At 60.2% G+C, this 19378-nt stretch carries 17 protein-coding genes; 13 read left to right on the top strand and 4 right to left on the bottom strand.

The features are described 5' to 3' along the window. Positions 1–2: 2 nt before the first annotated feature. Together QP977_RS00555 and QP977_RS00550 are read left to right on the top strand one after the other, a co-directional pair. Positions 3–413, top strand: coding sequence for a DUF3151 domain-containing protein (locus QP977_RS00555; RefSeq protein ID WP_038626757.1), 411 nt, complete (start codon positions 3–5; stop codon positions 411–413). Between the two features lie 97 nt (positions 414–510). Beyond that, positions 511–1914, top strand: a complete 1404-nt coding sequence (locus tag QP977_RS00550; protein ID WP_070628505.1) for an FUSC family protein — start codon at positions 511–513, stop codon at positions 1912–1914. An 86-nt stretch (positions 1915–2000) separates the two neighbouring features. Here the strand turns inward: QP977_RS00550 and QP977_RS00545 are convergent, their stop codons facing one another. Both QP977_RS00545 and QP977_RS00540 read right to left on the bottom strand, forming a co-directional pair. Continuing rightward, a complete protein-coding gene (locus QP977_RS00545; protein WP_070560418.1) occupies positions 2001–2693 on the bottom strand; it encodes a DUF1707 SHOCT-like domain-containing protein in 693 nt (230 codons plus the stop codon). 129 nt (positions 2694–2822) lie between these two features. Next, entirely contained in the window at positions 2823–3767 is a 945-nt protein-coding gene (locus tag QP977_RS00540; RefSeq protein WP_224792239.1) for a hypothetical protein, read from the bottom strand. 51 nt (positions 3768–3818) lie between these two features. Between QP977_RS00540 and QP977_RS00535 the strand changes: the two genes are divergently transcribed. The 6 genes from QP977_RS00535 to purT all read left to right on the top strand — a co-directional run bounded on the left by QP977_RS00535 (position 3819) and on the right by purT (position 10679). Continuing rightward, positions 3819–5108, top strand: coding sequence for an adenylosuccinate synthase (locus QP977_RS00535; protein WP_016421542.1), 1290 nt, complete (start codon positions 3819–3821; stop codon positions 5106–5108). 257 nt (positions 5109–5365) lie between these two features. Next, positions 5366–5950: an LppP/LprE family lipoprotein gene (locus QP977_RS00530; RefSeq protein ID WP_070560562.1), complete on the top strand. Its 585-nt coding sequence runs from the start codon at positions 5366–5368 to the stop codon at positions 5948–5950. Between the two features lie 163 nt (positions 5951–6113). Next, positions 6114–6752, top strand: coding sequence for an LppP/LprE family lipoprotein (locus QP977_RS00525; protein ID WP_049181104.1), 639 nt, complete (start codon positions 6114–6116; stop codon positions 6750–6752). Positions 6753–6957: 205 nt separating this feature from the next. Beyond that, positions 6958–8214 carry a glycerophosphodiester phosphodiesterase family protein gene (locus tag QP977_RS00520; RefSeq protein ID WP_038626746.1) on the top strand — a complete coding sequence of 419 codons (1257 nt, stop codon included), beginning with the start codon at positions 6958–6960 and terminating at the stop codon, positions 8212–8214. A gap of 96 nt (positions 8215–8310) precedes the next feature. Then, entirely contained in the window at positions 8311–9342 is a 1032-nt protein-coding gene (locus QP977_RS00515; RefSeq protein ID WP_070432063.1) for a nucleoside hydrolase, read from the top strand. A 116-nt stretch (positions 9343–9458) separates the two neighbouring features. Beyond that, positions 9459–10679, top strand: coding sequence for a formate-dependent phosphoribosylglycinamide formyltransferase (purT, locus tag QP977_RS00510; RefSeq protein ID WP_049181106.1), 1221 nt, complete (start codon positions 9459–9461; stop codon positions 10677–10679). A 90-nt stretch (positions 10680–10769) separates the two neighbouring features. Here purT and QP977_RS00505 read toward each other — a convergent pair whose 3' ends face one another. Together QP977_RS00505 and QP977_RS00500 are read right to left on the bottom strand one after the other, a co-directional pair. After that, the gene (locus tag QP977_RS00505) at positions 10770–11273 is read right to left on the bottom strand and encodes a phosphoribosyltransferase (protein WP_038626740.1); all 504 of its coding nucleotides are present in this window, start codon (positions 11271–11273) and stop codon (positions 10770–10772) included. A 64-nt stretch (positions 11274–11337) separates the two neighbouring features. Further along, the gene (locus tag QP977_RS00500) at positions 11338–12843 is read right to left on the bottom strand and encodes an FAD-dependent oxidoreductase (protein ID WP_049181107.1); all 1506 of its coding nucleotides are present in this window, start codon (positions 12841–12843) and stop codon (positions 11338–11340) included. A 252-nt stretch (positions 12844–13095) separates the two neighbouring features. Between QP977_RS00500 and QP977_RS00495 the strand changes: the two genes are divergently transcribed. The 5 genes from QP977_RS00495 to QP977_RS00475 all read left to right on the top strand — a co-directional run bounded on the left by QP977_RS00495 (position 13096) and on the right by QP977_RS00475 (position 19361). Next, a complete protein-coding gene (locus tag QP977_RS00495) occupies positions 13096–14121 on the top strand; it encodes a sulfite exporter TauE/SafE family protein (protein ID WP_259788932.1) in 1026 nt (341 codons plus the stop codon). Between the two features lie 173 nt (positions 14122–14294). After that, positions 14295–16001 carry a nitrite/sulfite reductase gene (locus QP977_RS00490; RefSeq protein WP_070628463.1) on the top strand — a complete coding sequence of 569 codons (1707 nt, stop codon included), beginning with the start codon at positions 14295–14297 and terminating at the stop codon, positions 15999–16001. A 250-nt stretch (positions 16002–16251) separates the two neighbouring features. Then, a complete protein-coding gene (locus QP977_RS00485) occupies positions 16252–17016 on the top strand; it encodes a phosphoadenylyl-sulfate reductase (RefSeq protein ID WP_070628464.1) in 765 nt (254 codons plus the stop codon). Between the two features lie 117 nt (positions 17017–17133). After that, positions 17134–18060, top strand: a complete 927-nt coding sequence (gene cysD / locus QP977_RS00480) for a sulfate adenylyltransferase subunit CysD (RefSeq protein WP_049189477.1) — start codon at positions 17134–17136, stop codon at positions 18058–18060. Then, on the top strand, positions 18060–19361 hold the full coding sequence (locus tag QP977_RS00475) for a sulfate adenylyltransferase subunit 1 (RefSeq protein ID WP_049189478.1): 1302 nt from the start codon (positions 18060–18062) through the stop codon (positions 19359–19361). The genes cysD and QP977_RS00475 overlap by 1 nt, the downstream gene beginning before the upstream one ends. Positions 19362–19378: the final 17 nt, after the last annotated feature.

The following is a 19378-nucleotide window of genomic DNA, read 5'->3' as shown; positions in this document are numbered from 1 at the left end:
GCATGAAACTCAATGACATGATGGCTCCTGCTCCCGTGAAGCTCCCCGTTCTTGACGAGGCCGTTGCTGCCCGCAACGGTGGCGCAAGCCCGGAGGCCGTGGTTCGCGCATGCCCGCGCGATTCCCAGGCGTGGGCAGACTTGGCTGAAAGTGCCTTGTCCGAAGGTCAGGAGATTCAGGCCTATGCCTTCGCCCGCACTGGTTACCACCGCGGTCTGGACCTGCTGCGCGGAAACGGCTGGAAGGGGTTCGGAGCGATTCCATGGGAGCACGAGCCCAATCGTGGTGTGCTCCGCGCCTTCGCGGCGTTGGCTAAGGCTGCTAAGGCTATCGGCGAGGATGATGAATTCGGTCGCATGATGGCGTTGCTGCGTGACAGTGATGAATCCGCGCTGCCAGAGTTGGGTCTTTAATCGTGCACAGAGATTCAGCGAGCGCATAAAAGTGCACAACAGCACATCGGGTACATAAAAAGTGCACAGTTTTTCATATGAGGATGGTGACTTCGGCATGGCTGGCATCGCTGGTGGGGAAGATAAGGATGCCGCAGCTGCCAGGGATCTTGAGGACATTGCTCCCGCGCATGTCGGCGATCTCGTCGAAGCTAAGGAAACGCAATTCGTCGAGGATAATCCGCGCCCGGATTTCCAAGATTTTCGCAATACGTACCTACATCCGGCCTCCCGCGCAGCAAACAAGCTGCGTCAGAAAGTGAGGCCCCGCACGCGTTTCCTCCATGCCGTTGCCCGTGTGCGCTCCCGCTGGATGCTTATTGTCCAGGCCACGCTAGCCGCCGGGTTGGCCTACTGGTTCGCGCTTGAGGTACTGGGGCACCCCAACCCGTTCTTCGCGCCGATGGCCGCTTTCATCAGCCTCAATGTGATGACCGCAGGTCCTCGCCTGAAGCACTCTGTTGAGTTGGTGCTCGGTGCCTCGCTGGGAGTCGGCATTGGTGATGTGATTATCTCCATCCTCGGCTCGGGTATTTGGCAGCTGACCGTCGGTGTGTTTGTCGCCATGATCATCGGCGTGTTTGTCGGTCGAGGCCCGCTTGTGGTGAACCAAGCGGCATCTTCAGCCGTGCTCATCGCCACCATTATTCCGCCGGGCACCGCTGGTTCTTATTACCGAATGATTGATGCTCTCGTCGGTGGTGTGGTGGGCATTATTGTGCTCATGGTATTGCCGCGAAGCCCGCTGGCGGGTGCTCGCCGCAAGGTGGCCAAGGTCCTCGACATGGGTGCAGACGTACTTTATGACATCGGCATCGGCATGAAAGAGGGCGACACCGATCGCATCCGCACCGCACTGAGCGTCGTGCGCTCCATGCAGGCGCAGGTCTCGCTGATGGACCGCACCGTTGCCGACGCGGGCGAGCAGGTCCGCATCTCCCCGTTGCTCTGGCGCTCCCGGGATCGAATCCACTCGCTGTCACGCATGGTTCATCCTGTCGACAACGCCATGCGCAACATCCGTGTGCTCGCGCGTCGCGCTATCACAGCCCGCGAGGACCACATCGACTTTTCGCCCGAACTGTGTGGGCTTGTTCTCGGCGTATCTGAAGGCACGCGCCTGGTCAGTCATGTGCTTGACGACGAAGCCGCCGTGCGCCGAATCCCAGAGTGGGGCGAGTTGCCTTTCGAATCCGGCGACATCGCTATCGCCCAGCTTTCCGAGGGATCCGGAGAGGTCAAGCTTGAAGACGTGGTTCGGTACTTGCGTCGTCTAGCAGCGAAAATGCACCCGCGCGTCATCGAGGACGCAACGCTATCGGAGCAGGTCGTGTTTGCGCAGTCCCGCTCATTGGTGGTGGACCTGTTGCAGGTGTGTGGCCTGTCCAGACGTTCAGCTGTGGCAACGCTGCCGCCGACGACGCCGTTCCCAGCAATGCCGCCGGAGGTATGGGACGAGTAGCCGGTGAGGAGTGGGCGAGTAGCGGCTCGCTAGGCGTCAGTCGGTTACTGCGGTACGCTCTACTGCCTGTGCTACTGCAACCTGCTCTACTGCGGTACGCGCTTGACCTCGACGCCACCGAAAGCGACAAAGCCGCGCACAATAATCTTCGGAGCCTGTCCGGCGCCAGGAGCGGGTAGGTTGCGTCCCGGTTTTCCAGTAACATCCGTGCCGCCAAAGATGGGAAGCACGTCGACATCAACCTGGTAGTGGTCGGGGACAATGACGTCGACTCCACCGAAGGCGCAGCCAATGTTGACGACAGTGGTTTCCGCGGTCAGGATGGCCTCGCGGAAATCCAAGCCAGTCCCGCCGAAGGCCGCCACCGTGGTGTGCGTGGGAGCGCACGTCCAAGGGCCTCTCTTGTCGGTGCCGCCAAAGATGCCGATGGAGAGCTTCGAACCGGTTGCCGTGGCGGAGCTATCAATCCGAGCTGGCTGATGATCGTTGGCTGCATTCGGTGCCACTGAATGGTGCTCGTCCGGGACGCTGTGCAGGTTCGGGCGCAGGTTAGGGTTTGGGCGCGTATGTGGAGTCGGCTCGGCCAGGTTCGCGGGCAGCGACAAGTCCTGTGTCAATGCGGGCAACTCATCAATGTACGTTGCCTTTTGGGCTTTCTCGGTGCGCTCCTGCAGCTCCGCAAAGTCAATCTGGCCATCGCGGAATGCCCATTCCAAGCGTTCCAGCGCAGTGTGGCGGGCTTGGTCGCCAGCGCGTAACCGTGGGGTGTTGTCAGTCATGATGCTGTCCTATCGAGGAAGTGGCTTTAACATTCAAATGTTATCTGTACTCGAACTATCGCGCAGGCCACTTTCATGCAGGCCACTTTCTCGCAGACAGACCGTGGCTATTGCCCCCCCCCGACGCAGTTAGTGCACAATCTGCAAGTCGCGGAGGTGTCGGTACAGAGTTGTTTTCTCGCGCGGCTTTCGCGACTCTACGCCATCGCGTACGTAACGGAAGCTCAGGCCACCAACTTGAACTGCCCGACCCGTCATCGGGCGGTGCAGCTCGCGGGACGGGGCTTCTTTCGCTTTACGACGGCCACCGCGACCCAATCCGAGTCGGCTCAGCAGGCCTTTGTTGCCTCCATCCTCGTTACCGACTTCCGCGTCCGGCGCCGGAACTTCGGCCGCAACGATGCCCGGGGCGTCGGGGGTAGGGCGAATCTGCAGGCCGGTGGATGTGCCGGAGAACATCTGATGCTCGTCGACATAGACCTCGCCAGTAAACCCGTTTTCCGAGGACACTCCGGTAATTCCTGGCTCTGTCAGTAGGGCGTAACCAACAATTGCGTGCCCGGTGTCATCGCGGATCAGTGGCACTGGCATCGTCGGGCGTGTGAGCGCGGCCGTCGCATCGAGTCCTTCTCCTCCTTCGATGCCCCAGTTTTTGGCCGCGGTCGAGGGGGCGGTGGGGACATGTGCCAGTTCAATCCACAGGAGGTTCTTGCGCATCAGGTAGGTTGCCACGGCAGCCAGTGCCGCGTCGGTGCCAACGACCACAATTCGCAACGGCTCGCTCGGCTTTTGCGGAGCGGGTTGCGGAACGCCTAAGTGGTCGACCTTTTTCTGCTTGGAGATTTCCTCCGGCGTCGGTGCTGTATCGATAGGCAGTACGTCCTTGGCCAGGTCGTCGATGAAAGCCAGCTCCTTGCGGGCGGGGATCATCGCGACGTCGTGAAGCGCATAGGCGGGTAGTGCCGGAGTAGCTGGTGCTGATGGTGCGGACGGTGCTGATATAGACCATGATTGGCGGAGCAATTGGGAAAACGCGGGTACATCGGGGCCACACTGCAGCACAACAATACGCATAGGACTACACTCTAATGCGTCGTCTGCAATCCCAGGAGTTGAAGTAGGACTATGGCCGCAATCATTATCGTCGGTGCCCAGTGGGGCGACGAGGGCAAGGGCAAGGCAACCGATATTCTCGGTGGCCGCGTTGACTACGTCGTCAAGCCCAACGGTGGCAATAACGCCGGCCACACCGTTGTCGTCGGCGGTGAGAAGTACGAGCTGAAGCTGCTTCCGGCGGGTGTGCTGTCGGAAAACGCTGTGCCGATTATCGGTAATGGCTGTGTGGTCAACCTCGAGGCGCTTTTCGACGAGATTGATGGCCTTGAAGCTCGCGGTGCAAAGGCCTCCCGCCTGCGCGTTTCCGGCAATGCCCACATGGTTGCTCCGTACCACCAGACGCTGGACCGGGTGACCGAGCGCTTCCTGGGTAAGCGCGCTATCGGCACCACTGGCCGCGGTATTGGCCCGACGTACGCCGACAAGGTCGGCCGTACGGGCTTGCGTGTCCAGGACATTCTGGATGAGTCGATTCTGCGCCAGAAGATTGAGTCTTCGCTGGCTCAGAAGAACCAGATTCTGGTCAAGCTGTACAACCGTCGCGCCATCGATCCGGATGAGGTCTTTGATTACTTCATGGGCTTCGCCGACCGCCTGCGTCCGATGATTATCGACTCGGAGTTTGAGCTCAATCAGGCTTTGGATGCCGGCAAGCACGTCCTCATGGAGGGCGGCCAGGCCACCATGCTCGACGTCGACCACGGCACCTACCCGTTCGTGACCTCCTCGAACCCAACCGCTGGTGGTGCTTGCGTGGGCACCGGTATCGGCCCGACGAAGATCACTTCGGTGCTGGGCATCATGAAGGCCTACACCACCCGCGTCGGTGCTGGCCCGTTCCCGACGGAGCTGTTCGACAAGTGGGGTGAGTACCTGCAGACCACCGGCGGTGAGGTCGGGGTCAACACCGGCCGTAAGCGCCGCTGTGGTTGGTACGACTCGGTGCTGGCTCGCTACGCCGCGCGCGTCAACGGTTTCACGGATCTGTTCATCACCAAGCTGGACGTCCTGACCGGTATCGGCGAGATTCCGATTTGTGTCGCTTACGACGTTGATGGCGTGCGCCACGACGAAATGCCACTCACCCAGTCGGAGTTCCACCACGCTGTCCCGATTTACGAGACCATGCCTGCGTGGGACGAAGACATCACTGGCTGCCGCACCTTCGATGAGCTGCCGGACAAGGCCAAGGATTACCTGAACCGCCTGGAGGAGCTCTCCGGCGCTCGCATTTCTTACATCGGTGTTGGCCCGGGTCGTGACCAGACCATCGTTGTTCACGACGTGCTGGACAACTAGCGCTGGACACTTAATCTGGAGGCAGTGGCGAACTAACCGGAAAATAGTCCCGCTTTCGACCCGGCTTTATCGAACTGTTAGATAAAAAATCTTCGGTGCCGAAACTGCTGGCTGCTGTAAAAAAGAACATTTGCTAACCACGAGAAGGCTCTGGGAATTGTCAGTTGACCCTGGCATCTCAGAGTCATTTTTGTATCGTAGGCCTCACCGCGTGGTCCAACGACAGAAGTCCAAACGACAGAAGGCGTGTGGTTTTCATGCAAAACACAGGACACCGAGTACAACGACTGGCAAGTTCCGCCGTGCTTTCCGGCGCGATGGTTTTCTCCGCAGTAGGTGGAGCAGTTGCAGCTCCTGCGGCTCAGGCGAAACCGGCTCCAGCACCGGCTCCAGCTCCGGCGCAGGTGGATAGCTGTACCCCGAACCCGGCTGCACCTGAAATCCAGGCGGCCCTGGATAAGGTCAACAGGGAGCGTCCGAACAACCATGATGGGTGGAAGTACACTGGCACCTCCAACTTCAGCCCGTGTAGCGATTTGAGCTTTGCTCTCGCAGATCAGGCCAAGCAGGGCAACGCTCAGTCCTCCACTGTGTTGTTGATGTTCCACAAGGGTGAGTTCATTGGTACGGACTCTGACCGGCCTCAGCACATCAACAAGGTGACGCCGACCCCTGATGGTAAGAACATTTCAGTCATCTACCACGACTGGGAGGCCCAGGAGGCCGCAGGTGCGCCGAACGCTGATGCGGTGGAGTTCACCTCTAATGTTCACTTCTTCTGGAACGGCGATCACGTCGTCCACGAGGGGAAGATTCCCGGCGGCGCGAAGCCCGCTTCCTAACGGCTCCCGAGAACTCTCGAGAGCTTTCGAGAATTCTTGGGCACTCTCGGGGACTCTTGAATTTTTCCAAGTAAACTCAATTCAGAGTCGGACATGAGAAAAGTAATGCTCCGCCGTAGCTAGGTGCTTGAGAAAACTTGAGAGAACAGAAGAGGTTCCAGCCATGAGTGGTCGTTCAGTTCGTCGCGGGTCGATGCTGGTTAGCGCGGCGGTCGCAGGTGTAGTGGCTTTGTCCGGTTGCTCCACTGATGAGACTGCAGCACCGACCTCTGCTCCTCAGGTAGATGAAGAAACGACCACCATCACTACGACCACCACTGTCGAGGATGACAGTGAAAGTGCAGATACCCCCAATCCGGATGTCGATGATAACGACACCGATGGGGGTTCTTCTGCGCCAATCCAGGAAGAGTCTTTCGAAGAAGCGGTTGCCGACCTGAACTCAATGGAAGGTGGCAATGGCAGCGGTTGGACAGTCACGGACAATACGAACTGGGATACCACCAGCGAGTTGACCTTTGCCTCAGCAGTACAGAATGAAATTACCCACTCAACTACCTCTGGTGCAGTGCTGCTGTTTCATAAGGGCGAGTACGTGGGTACCGCCGGTGGTCCGCAGACAATCAACTCGGTCGAAGGCGATGGCAAAACTGTGACCGTCAATTTCTTCGATGTCAATAAAATGATTGAAGACGGCGGTGCCTTCGCCTTTAAAGACCAGTACAACGCTCCCGTTACGTACTCCTGGGATGGGGTAGAAGTTGCTCAAGAAGGTGAGATTCCAAAGGCAGAGGGAAATTAATCTCTAACCCGTGCTCTCTCCAGATGCGAGTGCTGGCAAGCCGTTTTAAAGTAGTGGCGCAACACACAGATTTCACGTAGATTTCTGTGTTCCGTAAAATCTCCGACGGTAGTTTGTCGACACTGTGTTGTCGGTACTATGCCGTCGCTATGAAGTCGCTAACATAAGTCGCTAATACTAAGCCCAAAGAGGAAAATCACCGGCCATGTCTTCTCACAACTCATCTGACTCCATCCTTGACGAACGGACCGAGCAGAGAGAGCAGCCACAGAACTCACGTGCTCACGGCACACGCCGCGCAATTGCGGCCATTGCTATGGGTGCGTTTGCTATTTCTCCTATTGCAGCCTGCAGCAATGATGCGGACAACGACGCGGTGTCGTCGTCAAGCAGTACAAGCGCGGTTAGCACTACGGCGAGCGAAGAGAAGACCTTTGAAAAGCAGCAGGTCGCTGAGCTGAATGCGTCCGCGAATGTGCGGCCGGCTGCGATGGCTAAGTTGCCGGAGGGTTTTGATCTGCAGTCGCACCGTGGTGGTCGCGGTGAGTGGACGGAGGAGTCCAAGCAGGCGATGGCCAACTCGCTGGAGCTGGGCGTTACGACGTTGGAGCTGGACATCGTTCTGACGAAGGATGGCGTGCCTATGGTCTGGCACGATCCGGAGATCCAAGACGATAAGTGCTCGGACACCGAGCCAGTGACGGAGGGGGATCCGCAGTACCCGTACGTCGGCAAGCTCGTGCATGACCTCACCTATGAGCAGGTACAAACCCTGGTCTGCGACAAGAAGCTCGAGGACTTCCCGGATGCGGAGCCAATCAAGGGCAACAGGATGATGACCCTGCCGGAGCTGTTCGAGCTAACTAAGGACAACCAGGACATCCACTTCAACATTGAGACCAAGATTGAGGGCGAAAAGCGCGCTGACTCGGCAGAACCACAGGAGTTCGTCGATGTGATTCTCGACGAGATTGACCGCGCGGGTGTGGCTGATCGAGTGATGATTCAGTCCTTCGATTGGCGCTCGCTGCCGCTGGTCGCGGAACGGAACCCGGAGATTCCACTGGTCATGCTGTGGGACGAGACCACCTGGAAGAAGGATTCTCCTTGGATCGGCGATGTCAATTACGACGAGGTCGATGGCGACATTATCGAGGCCGCCAAGCAGCTCGGCGTGCAGGTGCTCTCACCGACGCACAGCATTCCTTACGGCAAGACACCGTCGGATTCTGACTACCACCCGGTCGCCACGCCGGAGCTGATTTCCCGCGCACACGAGGCTGGCATGAAGGTGGTGCCGTGGACGGTGAATGAAAAGGAGACCATGCGCGAGCAGATTGCCGCTGGTGTCGATGGCATCATTACCGACTACCCGACGCGTCTGCGCGAGGTCTTGACCGAGCTGGCTATGCCGCTGCCGGAGTCCGCTCCGGTGGGTGATGCAGGGATGGCGACGAACTAGTAAATCCGGCTAGCACCCGCGAAAACTTGTCTGTATTCCTGTTTTGCCCGGGTTTAGCTCTGCGAGCCGAGCGTGTTTCGTGTCACACTTGACCTTATGACGCGTTTGAAAGTGCTTGCCGACGTTGACACGGGTATCGATGACAGTCTTGCTCTCGTCTACCTCGCGGGGTTGCATACCGCAGGCGAGATTGAGCTGGTGGGTGTGACCTGCGCAGGTGGTAACACCACTGCGGCATGGTCCGCTCGCAACACAAAATACATGTTGAATCTCTGCGGTTGTCCGGAGGTCCCGGTTGTCAGCGGTTTCGAGGGGCCCGCTGACCGTGAGCTGACTACCACGCCTGAGACTCATGGCCCGTACGGGCTGGGCTACAACCTGGCGCCACCGGCCGTCATCTACGAGCCGGGGCGCGGAGGAGCGACGGATCCGCTGGCGCTGTGGCGCCAGGTCATCGAGCAGGCGCGGTCGACGGGGGAGAAGGTGCACCTGCTGGTCACTGGCCCTATGACTACCTACGTGGCCGCTTTGAAGAAGTACCCAGAACTCATGCGGGAGCTCGACGGCGTAACCATTATGGGCGGTGCTGTGGAGTACCACGGTAACGTTACCGAGTTTGCGGAATGGAACTTCTGGGTCGACCCCACCGCGGTCACCGAGGTCTTCGGCACCGCGGGCGCTGTGGCAGTCGAGCGCCCGGAGGATGCCGTGCGCAGTATCGCCACCGCCGCAGGTGCGCCGGTGCCGACGTTGGTTCCACTCAATGTCACCGAGACCATCACTATCAGCGATGTTGAAATTGAGTCCTGGCGCGATGCCGGTATGAACCCGGAGCTGCTGCGTGTTCTGCGCCGTTCGCTGAAGTTCTACTTTGAGTTCCACCAGGGTGTGGGGGTCGGTTACAAGGCGCAGGTCCATGACCTCTTTGCTGCGATGGTGGCCGTCGGTGCGGTGACAGGGGAAGTGGAGAAGATGCGTCTCGTGGGCGTCGATAAGCGAACCTTTGCAGATGAGCCAGGACGCCGCGGTCAAGTGGTGGCAGACTCTGCCGGTGCTGAGGCGAACGTTGTCTTGGCTGCTGACCGGAGTGCGGCGCTGGTCGAGTTTGAGCGGGTGTTCCCGCGCTAGGTTCCCGCCCGTGCCCGCCGCGGTGAATCCGCTCGCTGTCGTATGCTGGAGACAATCAATTTCACAGCTGCTGGTTGTGCAGCGTACGTGCCGTAGACGAAAGCGAGTTTATCTCGATGTTCACCCCTGAAGTCACCGGAACCCCGTACCAGCCGGGAGCGACGCGAGTTCTGCTGCTCGGCTCTGGCGAGCTCGGCAAGGAGGTGACCATTGCTTTCCAACGTCTTGGCGTTGAGGTGCACGCTGCCGATCGCTACGAGCATGCACCGGCACACCAGGTAGCTCACCACGCCTACGTCTTGAATATGTCGGACCCCAGTGCACTGCGGGACCTGATTCTCGAGGTCAAGCCCCACTTCATCGTCCCCGAGATCGAGGCCCTGGCAACCGAGGTGCTGGAAGAGGTTGAGGAAGACGAGACGCTGGACGTCACCGTTATTCCAACCGCACGGGCGACTCAGCTGACCATGAACCGAGAGGGTATTCGCCGTCTGGCTGCGGAAGAGGTTGGGCTGCCGACTTCCCGCTATCACTTCGCCTCCAGCTTTGATGAGTTCACCGCAGCTGTTGATGAGATTGGCTTCCCGTGTGTGGTCAAGCCGGTCATGAGTTCCTCGGGCAAGGGGCAGTCCACGCTGCGTTCGCCGGAGGATGTCCAGGCCGCGTGGGATTACGCCATGAGTGGCGGCCGCGTCGAGTCCGGCCGCGTCATCGTGGAGGGCTTCGTCGATTTCGACTACGAGATCACGCTGCTGACCGTGCGCTCCGTTGATCCGGAGACCGGCGAGGGGGCAACGTGGTTCTGTGAGCCCATTGGGCACCGTCAGCAGGACGGCGACTACGTTGAGTCATGGCAGCCGGCTGCCATGAGTGAAAACGCCCTGGACAATGCGCGCTCTGTCGCCGCGCGCATCACCAACGCGCTGGGCGGTCGCGGTATCTTCGGCGTCGAGCTGTTTGTTCGCGGCGATGAGGTGTGGTTCTCCGAGGTCAGCCCGCGTCCGCACGACACCGGCATGGTCACCATGGGCACCCAGCGTTTCTCTGAGTTCGAGCTGCACGCGCGTGCAGTGTTGGGTCTGCCTATCGACGTCACGCTGGTGTCCCCGGGAGCCTCCGCTGTGGTCTACGGCGGTGCTGACATCGAGCAGCCGGGCTACACCGGGCTGACGGAGGCCATGGCTATTCCGGAGACTGATATTCGTATCTTTGGTAAGCCGGTCGCTGGCCCGCGTCGCCGCATGGGCGTTGCTGTTTCAACCGCGGATTCTGTCGATGCTGCCCGTGAGCGTGCATCGGAGGCGGCATCAAAGATTAAGGTCGTCGAACTGGGCTAGTTCGACGACGTAGTGTGCGCTGCGGTACGGCCGTAACCGGCCCCGCAGCGCACTTTTTGTTTGCCCGCTATGGTGCGTAAGCTACTTGATCTACTTGGACTTCTGTACCGGTGGCTCGGCCGACCAGGGGAAGACGATCCAGTCATCGGTGTGCTTCCAGACATAGTCCGGTGCAATCTCCGAGCGGGACTTGCCGTAGAGCACAGCGGAGCGTACTTCCGCACCGTGGGTCTTAAGCAAATCGAGCACCAGGTGCAGCGTGCGACCGGAGTCTGCGACATCGTCAACGACCAGCAGACGGCGCTCAGAAATCGATTCGATGTCCAGCAGCGGCTCCAGCAGAACCGGATCCGGCAGGGTCTCCGCCACGTCGGTGTAGAACTCGACGTTAATGGCGTCAGAGAGCTTGACGCCCATGGTGTAGCTGAGTGCACCTGCAGGTAGAAGACCACCGCGGGCCACGGCGATAATGATCTCCGGCTCGTAGCCCGAATCGACAATCTGCTGTGCCAGTTCACGGGAGGCGACGCCGAAGCCTTCCCAGGTCAGAACTTCCTTGACGTCCAGGTTGGATGAGTCTGCATGATAAGCCATGTATTAACTCTAATCCGAAGACCGACTGACGTGCACAATCAACTGCCCGGTTAGACCCGACACGCTAGCTGGCGACAGTCTCCACAACCGCTTCGTGTACAGCTTCGGCCACGTCATCGGCATCTGGCTGCTTTGCGACGACCGTGGAGGCCGCAACCATATCGGCCCACTCGACCAGCTTCTTGCGCTCGCGGCCTTCGGCTTCGCCCGCTGCACGTTCGGCGGCGTCGAGTGCGTGCCAGCCCTCCCAGGTGGTGACCTGGAGGCCCTTGTTGGCCAGGAACTCGTCGACGTCGTTATACGTGGGTTTTGCAGGTGCGACCAGGCGGCCTGCCTCCCAGTCGGCGATGAGGTTGCCGACGGTTTCGTTGGCGTCGCCCTTGGTGTTACCGATTAGGCCGACCGGGCCACGGCGAATCCAGCCGGTGGTGTACAGACCCTGGATGTGGTTGCCGTCGACGTCGTCAAGCACGCGTCCGCCGGCATCTGGGATGGTGTGGGTGCCGGTGTCGAACGGTACGCCGGTGACTGCGTCGGAGCGGTAGCCGACTGCACGGTAGACCGCACCGACCGGCCATTCGGTGAACGTGCCGGTGCCACGGACGCCACCCTCGCCGTCGAGTTCAGTGCGTTCGGTGCGGATAGCGCTGACGTGCTGTACTCCATCCTCGCCGGTCTCGCCGATGATTTCGACCGGGGACTCGAAGAAGTGGATGAAGAGCTTGTGCGGGGCGCCCTTTGGCTCGCGGATGGCGTAGTTTTCCAGAATCGTACAGACCTGATCGGTGATCTTGGACTCACGACGGGACGTTTCGGAGGCGGCATCGTACTGGATGTCCTCCGGATTCACGACAACCTCAATGGTGTCGGAGTGGTCCAATTCCTTCAGCTCCAGTGGAGTGAACTTTGCCTGGGCCGGGCCGCGGCGGCCGAAGACGTGAATTTCGCGGGCGGCATTCTTTGCCAGGCCAGCGTAGACGTTGTCGGCGATTTCGGTGACGTGCAGCTCATCGGCAGTCTTGGCGAGAATGCGGGCGACGTCGAGGCCCACGTTGCCGACACCGACCACGGCCACGGACTCAGCGGAGAGCTCCCAATCGCGGGCGAACTCCGGGTGGGAGTCGTAGAAACCTACGAACTCACCCGCGCCGTAGTGCTCCGGCAGGTCGGCGCCCGGGATATTCAGATCGCGGTCGCCGGTCGCGCCAGTGGCGAAGATGATGGCGTCGTAGAACTGGCGCAGTTCATCGACGCTGACCTGCTTACCGACGTCCACGTTGCCCAGAAGTCGGACCTGCGGCTTGTCCAGCACTCGGTGGAGGGACTTAATGATGCCCTTGATTCGCGGGTGGTCTGGCGCAACGCCGTAGCGGATGAGACCGAACGGCACTGGAAGGCGCTCGTAGAGGTCGATGGCGACGTCGCGGCCGGACTTCATCAGTGCGTCGGAGGCGTAGATACCGGCCGGGCCCGAGCCGACCACGGCTACACGCAGTGGCGTGGTGGAGTTGGCGAGATTGGGCAGTGAGGAAGCGGCCGCGTTCTGGGCTGCAGTCTGGTCGTTGGTCATTGAGTGGAATCCTTTTTCTACGTTTTCTTTGTCGCGATTGCTTATCGTAGACCAATCGGTCTATGCTTGCTGAAACAGAATATAGACAAACTGGTCTACAAAAAGCAAACACAAAACACCGCAAGAATCACTGCTTTGGCTTGAGAGGGTTTTGCTGCGTATTGCTTCTGCTGAACGAGGTCTAAAAGAGCTTGTCGTGCGGACGTCGTGGCAACGGCAGGCTCTGGTTGGGTAAGCGGGGAAGGGCTTGTCATGGAAAAACTCATAGTCTTCGTGCTAATCGGCCTTGGCGCGCAATTAGTCGATGGCACTCTGGGGATGGCATTCGGTGTCACTGCCACTTCACTTTTTATTGTTGCTGGTAGTAGTGCTGCCACTGCGTCGGCGGTAGTTCACGTAGCGGAGGTGGGCACGACGCTGGCCTCTGGTATTTCGCACTGGCGATTCGGCAATGTCGACTGGCGGCGCGCACTGAGCCTTGGTGTGCCGGGCGCTATCGGTGCCTTTGTTGGTGCGACCTTTTTGTCCAATCTGGATAGTGATGCCGCGACGCCTGTGACCTCGACAATCTTGCTTTTTCTCGGCCTGTGGGTGATTATCCGCTTCGCCTTCCTGGCTAATGTTAAGCGCAAGAAAAAGACCTGGGGAGCGAAGAAGCACGCTCCGCTGGGGCTCTTTGGTGGTCTGCTCGATTCCACTGGTGGCGGCGGTTGGGGGCCTGTTACCACCTCTACTTTGTTGGGTGCTGAGGCTGATCAGCCGCGCAAGATTATCGGTACTGTCTCGGCGGCGGAATTTCTTGTCGCTCTAGCTTCTGTGCTGGGCTTTTTGCCAAAGCTGCGGGAGGAGTTTACTCAGCATGCCGCGCCGGTAATTGGTTTGCTGTGCGGTGGTGTGATTGCTGCACCTTTGGCTGCATACCTGGTGGGGCGTATTAATCCGCGCCTGCTTGGAATTGTGATCGGCGGCGTGTTGGTCGGGCTGAATATTCGAACACTGTTTTCGCCGCTGGTTTCTGGCGGCGTGTTGGCAACGGTGCTGCTTGTCTGGGCTTTTGGCGTTGTCGCACTGGTGCTGTGGGCGCGGTCGCATGACACTCTTCCGCGTCTGCGTCAGCGGGTCCAACTTGAGTCGACTTCTCAGTCTTCCTCGGCTGATGTGTCTAGTTCTGGATCTCCATCACCGGCTTCGGTTGATGGCGGGGCTGGGGATGCTTCTGGAGGTGTCAAAGTGGGCGCAGAAAACGGTGTCCACGTGGGCGAAGCGGGGGTTCGCTAGGTATCCGAGCATACCCCGGCTTGCACTAGCCAGACTGGTCGGTCTAATGTTGCCTGCAATACTGCATAGACCGTCCGGTCTATAAAAATTAGCAACTAATTCGTTCAGGGCTGATTCAAGCAACTCTGATTCGGTCAACGAGAACAAAAACGAAAGTGATTCGGTAGATTCCCATGAGCTCTCCTACGAAAACCGCCGAGCGTCCGGCTTCCGCAGCGGCTACCCGACGTAAGAAGCGTGCACCGAAGCCGCAGGGACAGTGGCTTATCGACGGCCGCGAGCCACTTAACGACGACGAACGCATCAAGAAAGAAGATGCTGGCTTTGCCGTTAAGCAGCGTGTTATCGACATCTACTCCAAGCAGGGGTTTGACTCTATCCCTGCGGAAGACCTAGCTCCGCGCTTTAAGTGGATTGGCCTCTACACCCAGCGCAAGCAGGGGCTTAGCGGTGAGCACACCGGTGTGAAGACTAACGCCGAGTTGCAGGACAAGTACTTTATGCTCCGCGTTCGTCTCGATGGTGGCCAGACCACCACCGAGGGTATTCGCACCATCGGGGAGATTTCCCGCGACTTCGCTCGTGACACCGCGGACTTCTCCGACCGTCAGAACGTCCAGCTGCACTGGATCCGCGTCGAGGACATGCCGGAGATTTGGGACCGCCTTGAGCGGGTTGGTCTCGACACCAACTTTGGCTGCGGCGACGTTCCCCGCGTTATCCTAGGTAGCCCGGTTGCCGGCGTTGCTGCCGATGAAATCGTCGACGGCACCAATGCTATTCGCCGCATCAAGGACGAGTACCTCTCCGGCGACGAGTTCTCCAACCTACCGCGCAAGTTTAAGTCCGCAGTTTCCGGTTCCCCGCGTCTCGATGTCACCCACGAGGTCCAGGACGTCGCCTTTGTCGGTGTCAATCACCCAGAGCACGGCCCCGGTTTCGACGTTTGGGTCGGCGGCGGTCTCTCCACCAACCCAATGCTCGCGCAGCGTCTCGGCGCCTGGATCCCAGAGGACGAGGTTCCCGAGGTATGGGCGGGCGTGTGCCGCATCTTCCGTGACTACGGCTACCGTCGCCTGCGCAATCGCGCGCGTCTGAAGTTCCTCGTTGCCGAGTGGGGTGCGGAGAAGTTCCGCCAGGTACTCGAAGACGACTACCTCAACCGCAAGCTTATCGACGGCCCCGCGCCCGAGCCTTTCGAGGGCGACCGTGACCACATCGGCGTGCACAAGCAGGCCGACGGTCTCAACTACGTCGGTGTGAAGCCCGCTGTTGGCCGTGTTCCGGGCTCTGACCTGGTCAAGCTCGCCGACATCGCCGAGCGCCACGGTGTTTCCCGCGTCCGTACCACTGTCATGAAGGAGCTCATTCTCCTCGACGTCGCCGACGACCAGGTCGACTCCCTGCTCGCTGAGCTCGACGAAATTGGCCTGTCTGCCAAGCCTTCCGCATTCCGGCGGGGCATCCTGGCCTGCACTGGCCTGGAGTTCTGCAAACTCGCACTTGTCACCACGCGCCAGCGCGCAATCGATCTGGTGGACGACTTGGAGGAACGTCTCGGCGACCTCGATGTCCCAATCACCATTGCGCTCAACGGCTGCCCGAATGCCTGTGCCCGCACACAGATTGCCGATATTGGACTCAAGGGTCAGATTGTCACCGACGATGAGGGCAACCGTGTCGAGGGTTTCCAGGTTCACCTCGGTGGTTCGCTGGGGCTCGATGCCAACTTCGGCCGCAAGGTTCGCGGACACAAGGTCACCTCGGCAGAACTGGGTGACTACATCGAGCGCGTCGTCAATCATTTCAAGGAGCAGCGCCACGAGGGTGAACAGTTCCGCGAGTGGATTGTCCGCGCTGATGAGGAGTATCTGAAGTGAGTGAATCTTCCAACGAGGTTCGGTCGCAGGGGCCGTCGGCAAGCGAAAAAGACGAGACGCCAGCGCGACTGGGGATCGGTGGCCGAAGCGCACACCCCAATCCGAACCGGGGTGCGGTGATGCATTGCCCTTACTGCGGCGGTGATGATCTGTGGCCCGACCTGGAAACCGATTACGCCTGGCAATGCCGCGAATGTTGCCGGGTATTCACAGTGAAACTGCATGGTCATATTGATAGGAAGGTGGCGTCATGAGCACGGGACTGAAAACCGCTGAAGTCATTAAGACTCAGGAGGTGCTCGCGCGTGAGGATGTGCTGGACAATCCGGAAACTGCTCGCCGTCTGATAGAGCTTGCACTGGAGTGGGGCTCCAAGCTGGAGACTGCCACTGCCGGGGAAGTACTGGAATGGGGTGCGGAGCACCTGCACACGCCACTGGCTGTGACCCTGTCGATGCAGGACACGGTATTGGCGGAGCTGGCTGCTCGGCACGCGCCGGAAGCCGACCTGGTTTTCCTGGATACGGGTTACCACTTCCCGGAGACCCTCGACGTGGCAGAACAGGTCGCACAGCGCTACGACAACCGACTGCTGTCGATTGAGCCGAAGCGCACCCGCGCCGAGCAGGATGCTGAAGAGGGCGTAGATCTGTACAAGACCGACCCGACGCGATGCTGCGCACTGCGGAAGGTCGAGCCGCTGTCTGCCGTGAAGCGCCCCTACGAGGGTTGGGTCACAGGTCTGAAGCGCGTCGACGCGCCGACCCGCGCACACACGCCGGTACTGGAAATCGATAAGACCGGTCGCATCAAGCTCAACCCGCTGGCCACCTGGACGGATGAGGACATTGCCCAGTACATCGAGGACAACGACCTCATTGTGCATCCGCTGACACAACAGGGGTTCCCGTCGATTGGCTGCGCGACATGCACCGCGCGAGTGGCAGAGGGCGCGGATCCGCGCTCGGGCCGCTGGGCGGGCAGCGAGAAGACAGAGTGCGGATTGCACCTCTAGTTCGAGCGGCTAGCAGACAGCTACTTGCCGCCAGCCACTAGCCGCCCGCCGATAACCGATATCAGCTAAAACAGCGCAGTTACAACAGCCAACACAGCCCCAACAGAAAGAACCCCCATGACTAGCTCAACCACCGTTTCCGTACAAAACCGCCTCGACCCGCGGCTTGCCGAGCTGGAAGCCGAGGCCATCGACATTATTCGCCAGACCGCCGGTCAGTTCGAGCGTCCGGCACTACTTTTCTCCGGCGGAAAGGATTCCGTCGTCGTGCTCGAGCTGGCCAAGCGCGCCTTCGCACCGGCGGGTATCCCGCTGGAGCTGCTCCACGTCGACACCGGCCACAACTTCCCCGAAGTTATTGAATTCCGCGACAAGATTGCCGCTCAGCCGGGCATCAAGCTGCACGTAGCCAAGGTCCAAGACTGGATCGACAGCGGCGTGCTCACCGAGCGTGCCGACGGCACCCGCAACCCCTTGCAGACCGTGCCGCTGGTGGAGACCATTGCCAACCGCGGTTACGATGCCGTTCTCGGTGGCGCCCGCCGCGATGAGGAGAAGGCCCGCGCAAAGGAGCGCGTGTTCTCCGTCCGCGACTCCTTCGGCGGTTGGGATCCACGCCGTCAGCGCCCTGAGCTGTGGGGCCTCTACAACGGTCGCCACGCCGCCGGAGAGAACGTTCGCGTTTTCCCGATCTCGAACTGGACCGAGGCCGACGTCTGGGCCTATATCGAAGCCCGTGACATCGAACTGCCTCCCATCTACTTCGCCCACGAGCGTGAGGTGTTCAACCGCGGCGGCATGTGGTTGGCACCGGGCGAGTGGGGTGGCCCCCGCGACGGCGAGACCCTCGAGGTTCGCACTGTCCGCTACCGCACTGTCGGTGACATGAGCTGCACCGGCGCTGTCGAATCGACTGCCACCACTATTGCGGAGGTCATGGAGGAACTTCGCACATCCAAGCTCACCGAGCGCGGCGCTACCCGCGCAGATGACAAGTTGTCCGAATCCTCCATGGAAGACCGTAAGAAGGAAGGTTACTTCTGATGAGCCAGCCAAATTCCCCAGCTACCCTGATTTCCGCTGACCGCGCCACTCGCGCTCGTCGCACTCTTCGCCTGTGCACCGCTGGCTCCGTCGACGACGGTAAGTCCACCTTCGTCGGTCGCCTGCTGCACGACACGAAGAATATCCTCGCTGACCAGTACGAGGCCGTCGTCGCCTCCTCACAGGCGCGCGGTCAGGAAAACCCGGACCTGTCGCTGCTGGTCGACGGTCTGCGGGCCGAGCGTGAGCAGGGCATCACCATCGATGTCGCCTACCGCTACTTCGCCACCGACGTCCGCTCCTTCATCCTCGCCGACTGCCCAGGTCACGAGCAGTACACCCGAAACACCGTCACCGGTATGTCCACCGCCGAGGCCGTCGTTTTGCTTATCGACGCGCGCAACGGCGTCGTGACGCAGACCAAGCGTCACGCAACGGTGGCCGGTCTGCTGGGCGTTCGCCACGTGATTTTCGCAGTCAACAAGATTGACCTACTGGACTACAGCGAAGAGGCCTTCCGCGCCATTGAGTCGGATGTGGCAGCACTAGCAGAGCGCCTGGGTCTGCAGAACACCTTCGTTGTTCCAGTGTCGGCTCTGGTCGGCGACAACATTGTCGATTCTTCTGAGCACACTCCGTGGTACGAGGGGCCGACCGTGCTGGAGCTGCTGGAAAACCTCAACATCGGTGCCGACCTGGAAACCGATGCCGAGGCTGACCTGCGCCTGCCCATCGACTATGTCATTCGCGATCACGCCACTGAATACCGTGGTTACGCCGGCCGTATCGCCGCAGGTAGCGTGCGTGTGGGCGATGTTGTCTCCGTAGACGCCAACCGTCAGGCTACGGTCACGAAGATCACCGTGGCAGCTGAGGATGTCACTGAGGCCGTGGCCGGCCAGTCGGTGGCCATCAGCCTGGATGCCGAGTTCGACCTCGCCCGTGGCGACCTCATCAGTGGCACGCGCCCGGAAGACGTGCGCCGTTTCTCCGCCGTGGCCGTCCACCTTGCAGACAAGCCGTTGGCAGTCGGTCGCGTCGTAGAGGTGCGCTATGGTGCCGCACTGGTGCGTGGTCGTATCGCTTCCGTCGATGCGCTCATCGATATCGAAACCGGTGAGCCCACCGGTGTGGCTGATCAGCTTGCAGTCAACGACGTCGCGGAGATCACCGTCGAGGTCGCACAGCCGCTGCCGGTCGATGCCTACCGCGTCGGTGGCCGTGTCGGTGCATTCCTGCTCATCGAGCCGGGCACCGGTGACACCCTCACCGCAGGCCTCGTGCGTGGCGCTGCCCAGTAGAGCTGCCAGGTAGAGAA

It is taken from the genome of Corynebacterium sp. MSK012, assembly GCF_030232435.1.
GTDB lineage: Bacteria > Actinomycetota > Actinomycetes > Mycobacteriales > Mycobacteriaceae > Corynebacterium > Corynebacterium jeikeium_D.
Note: the sequence above shows the minus strand (reverse complement) of the source record. Positions and strands in the feature narration are given on the sequence as shown.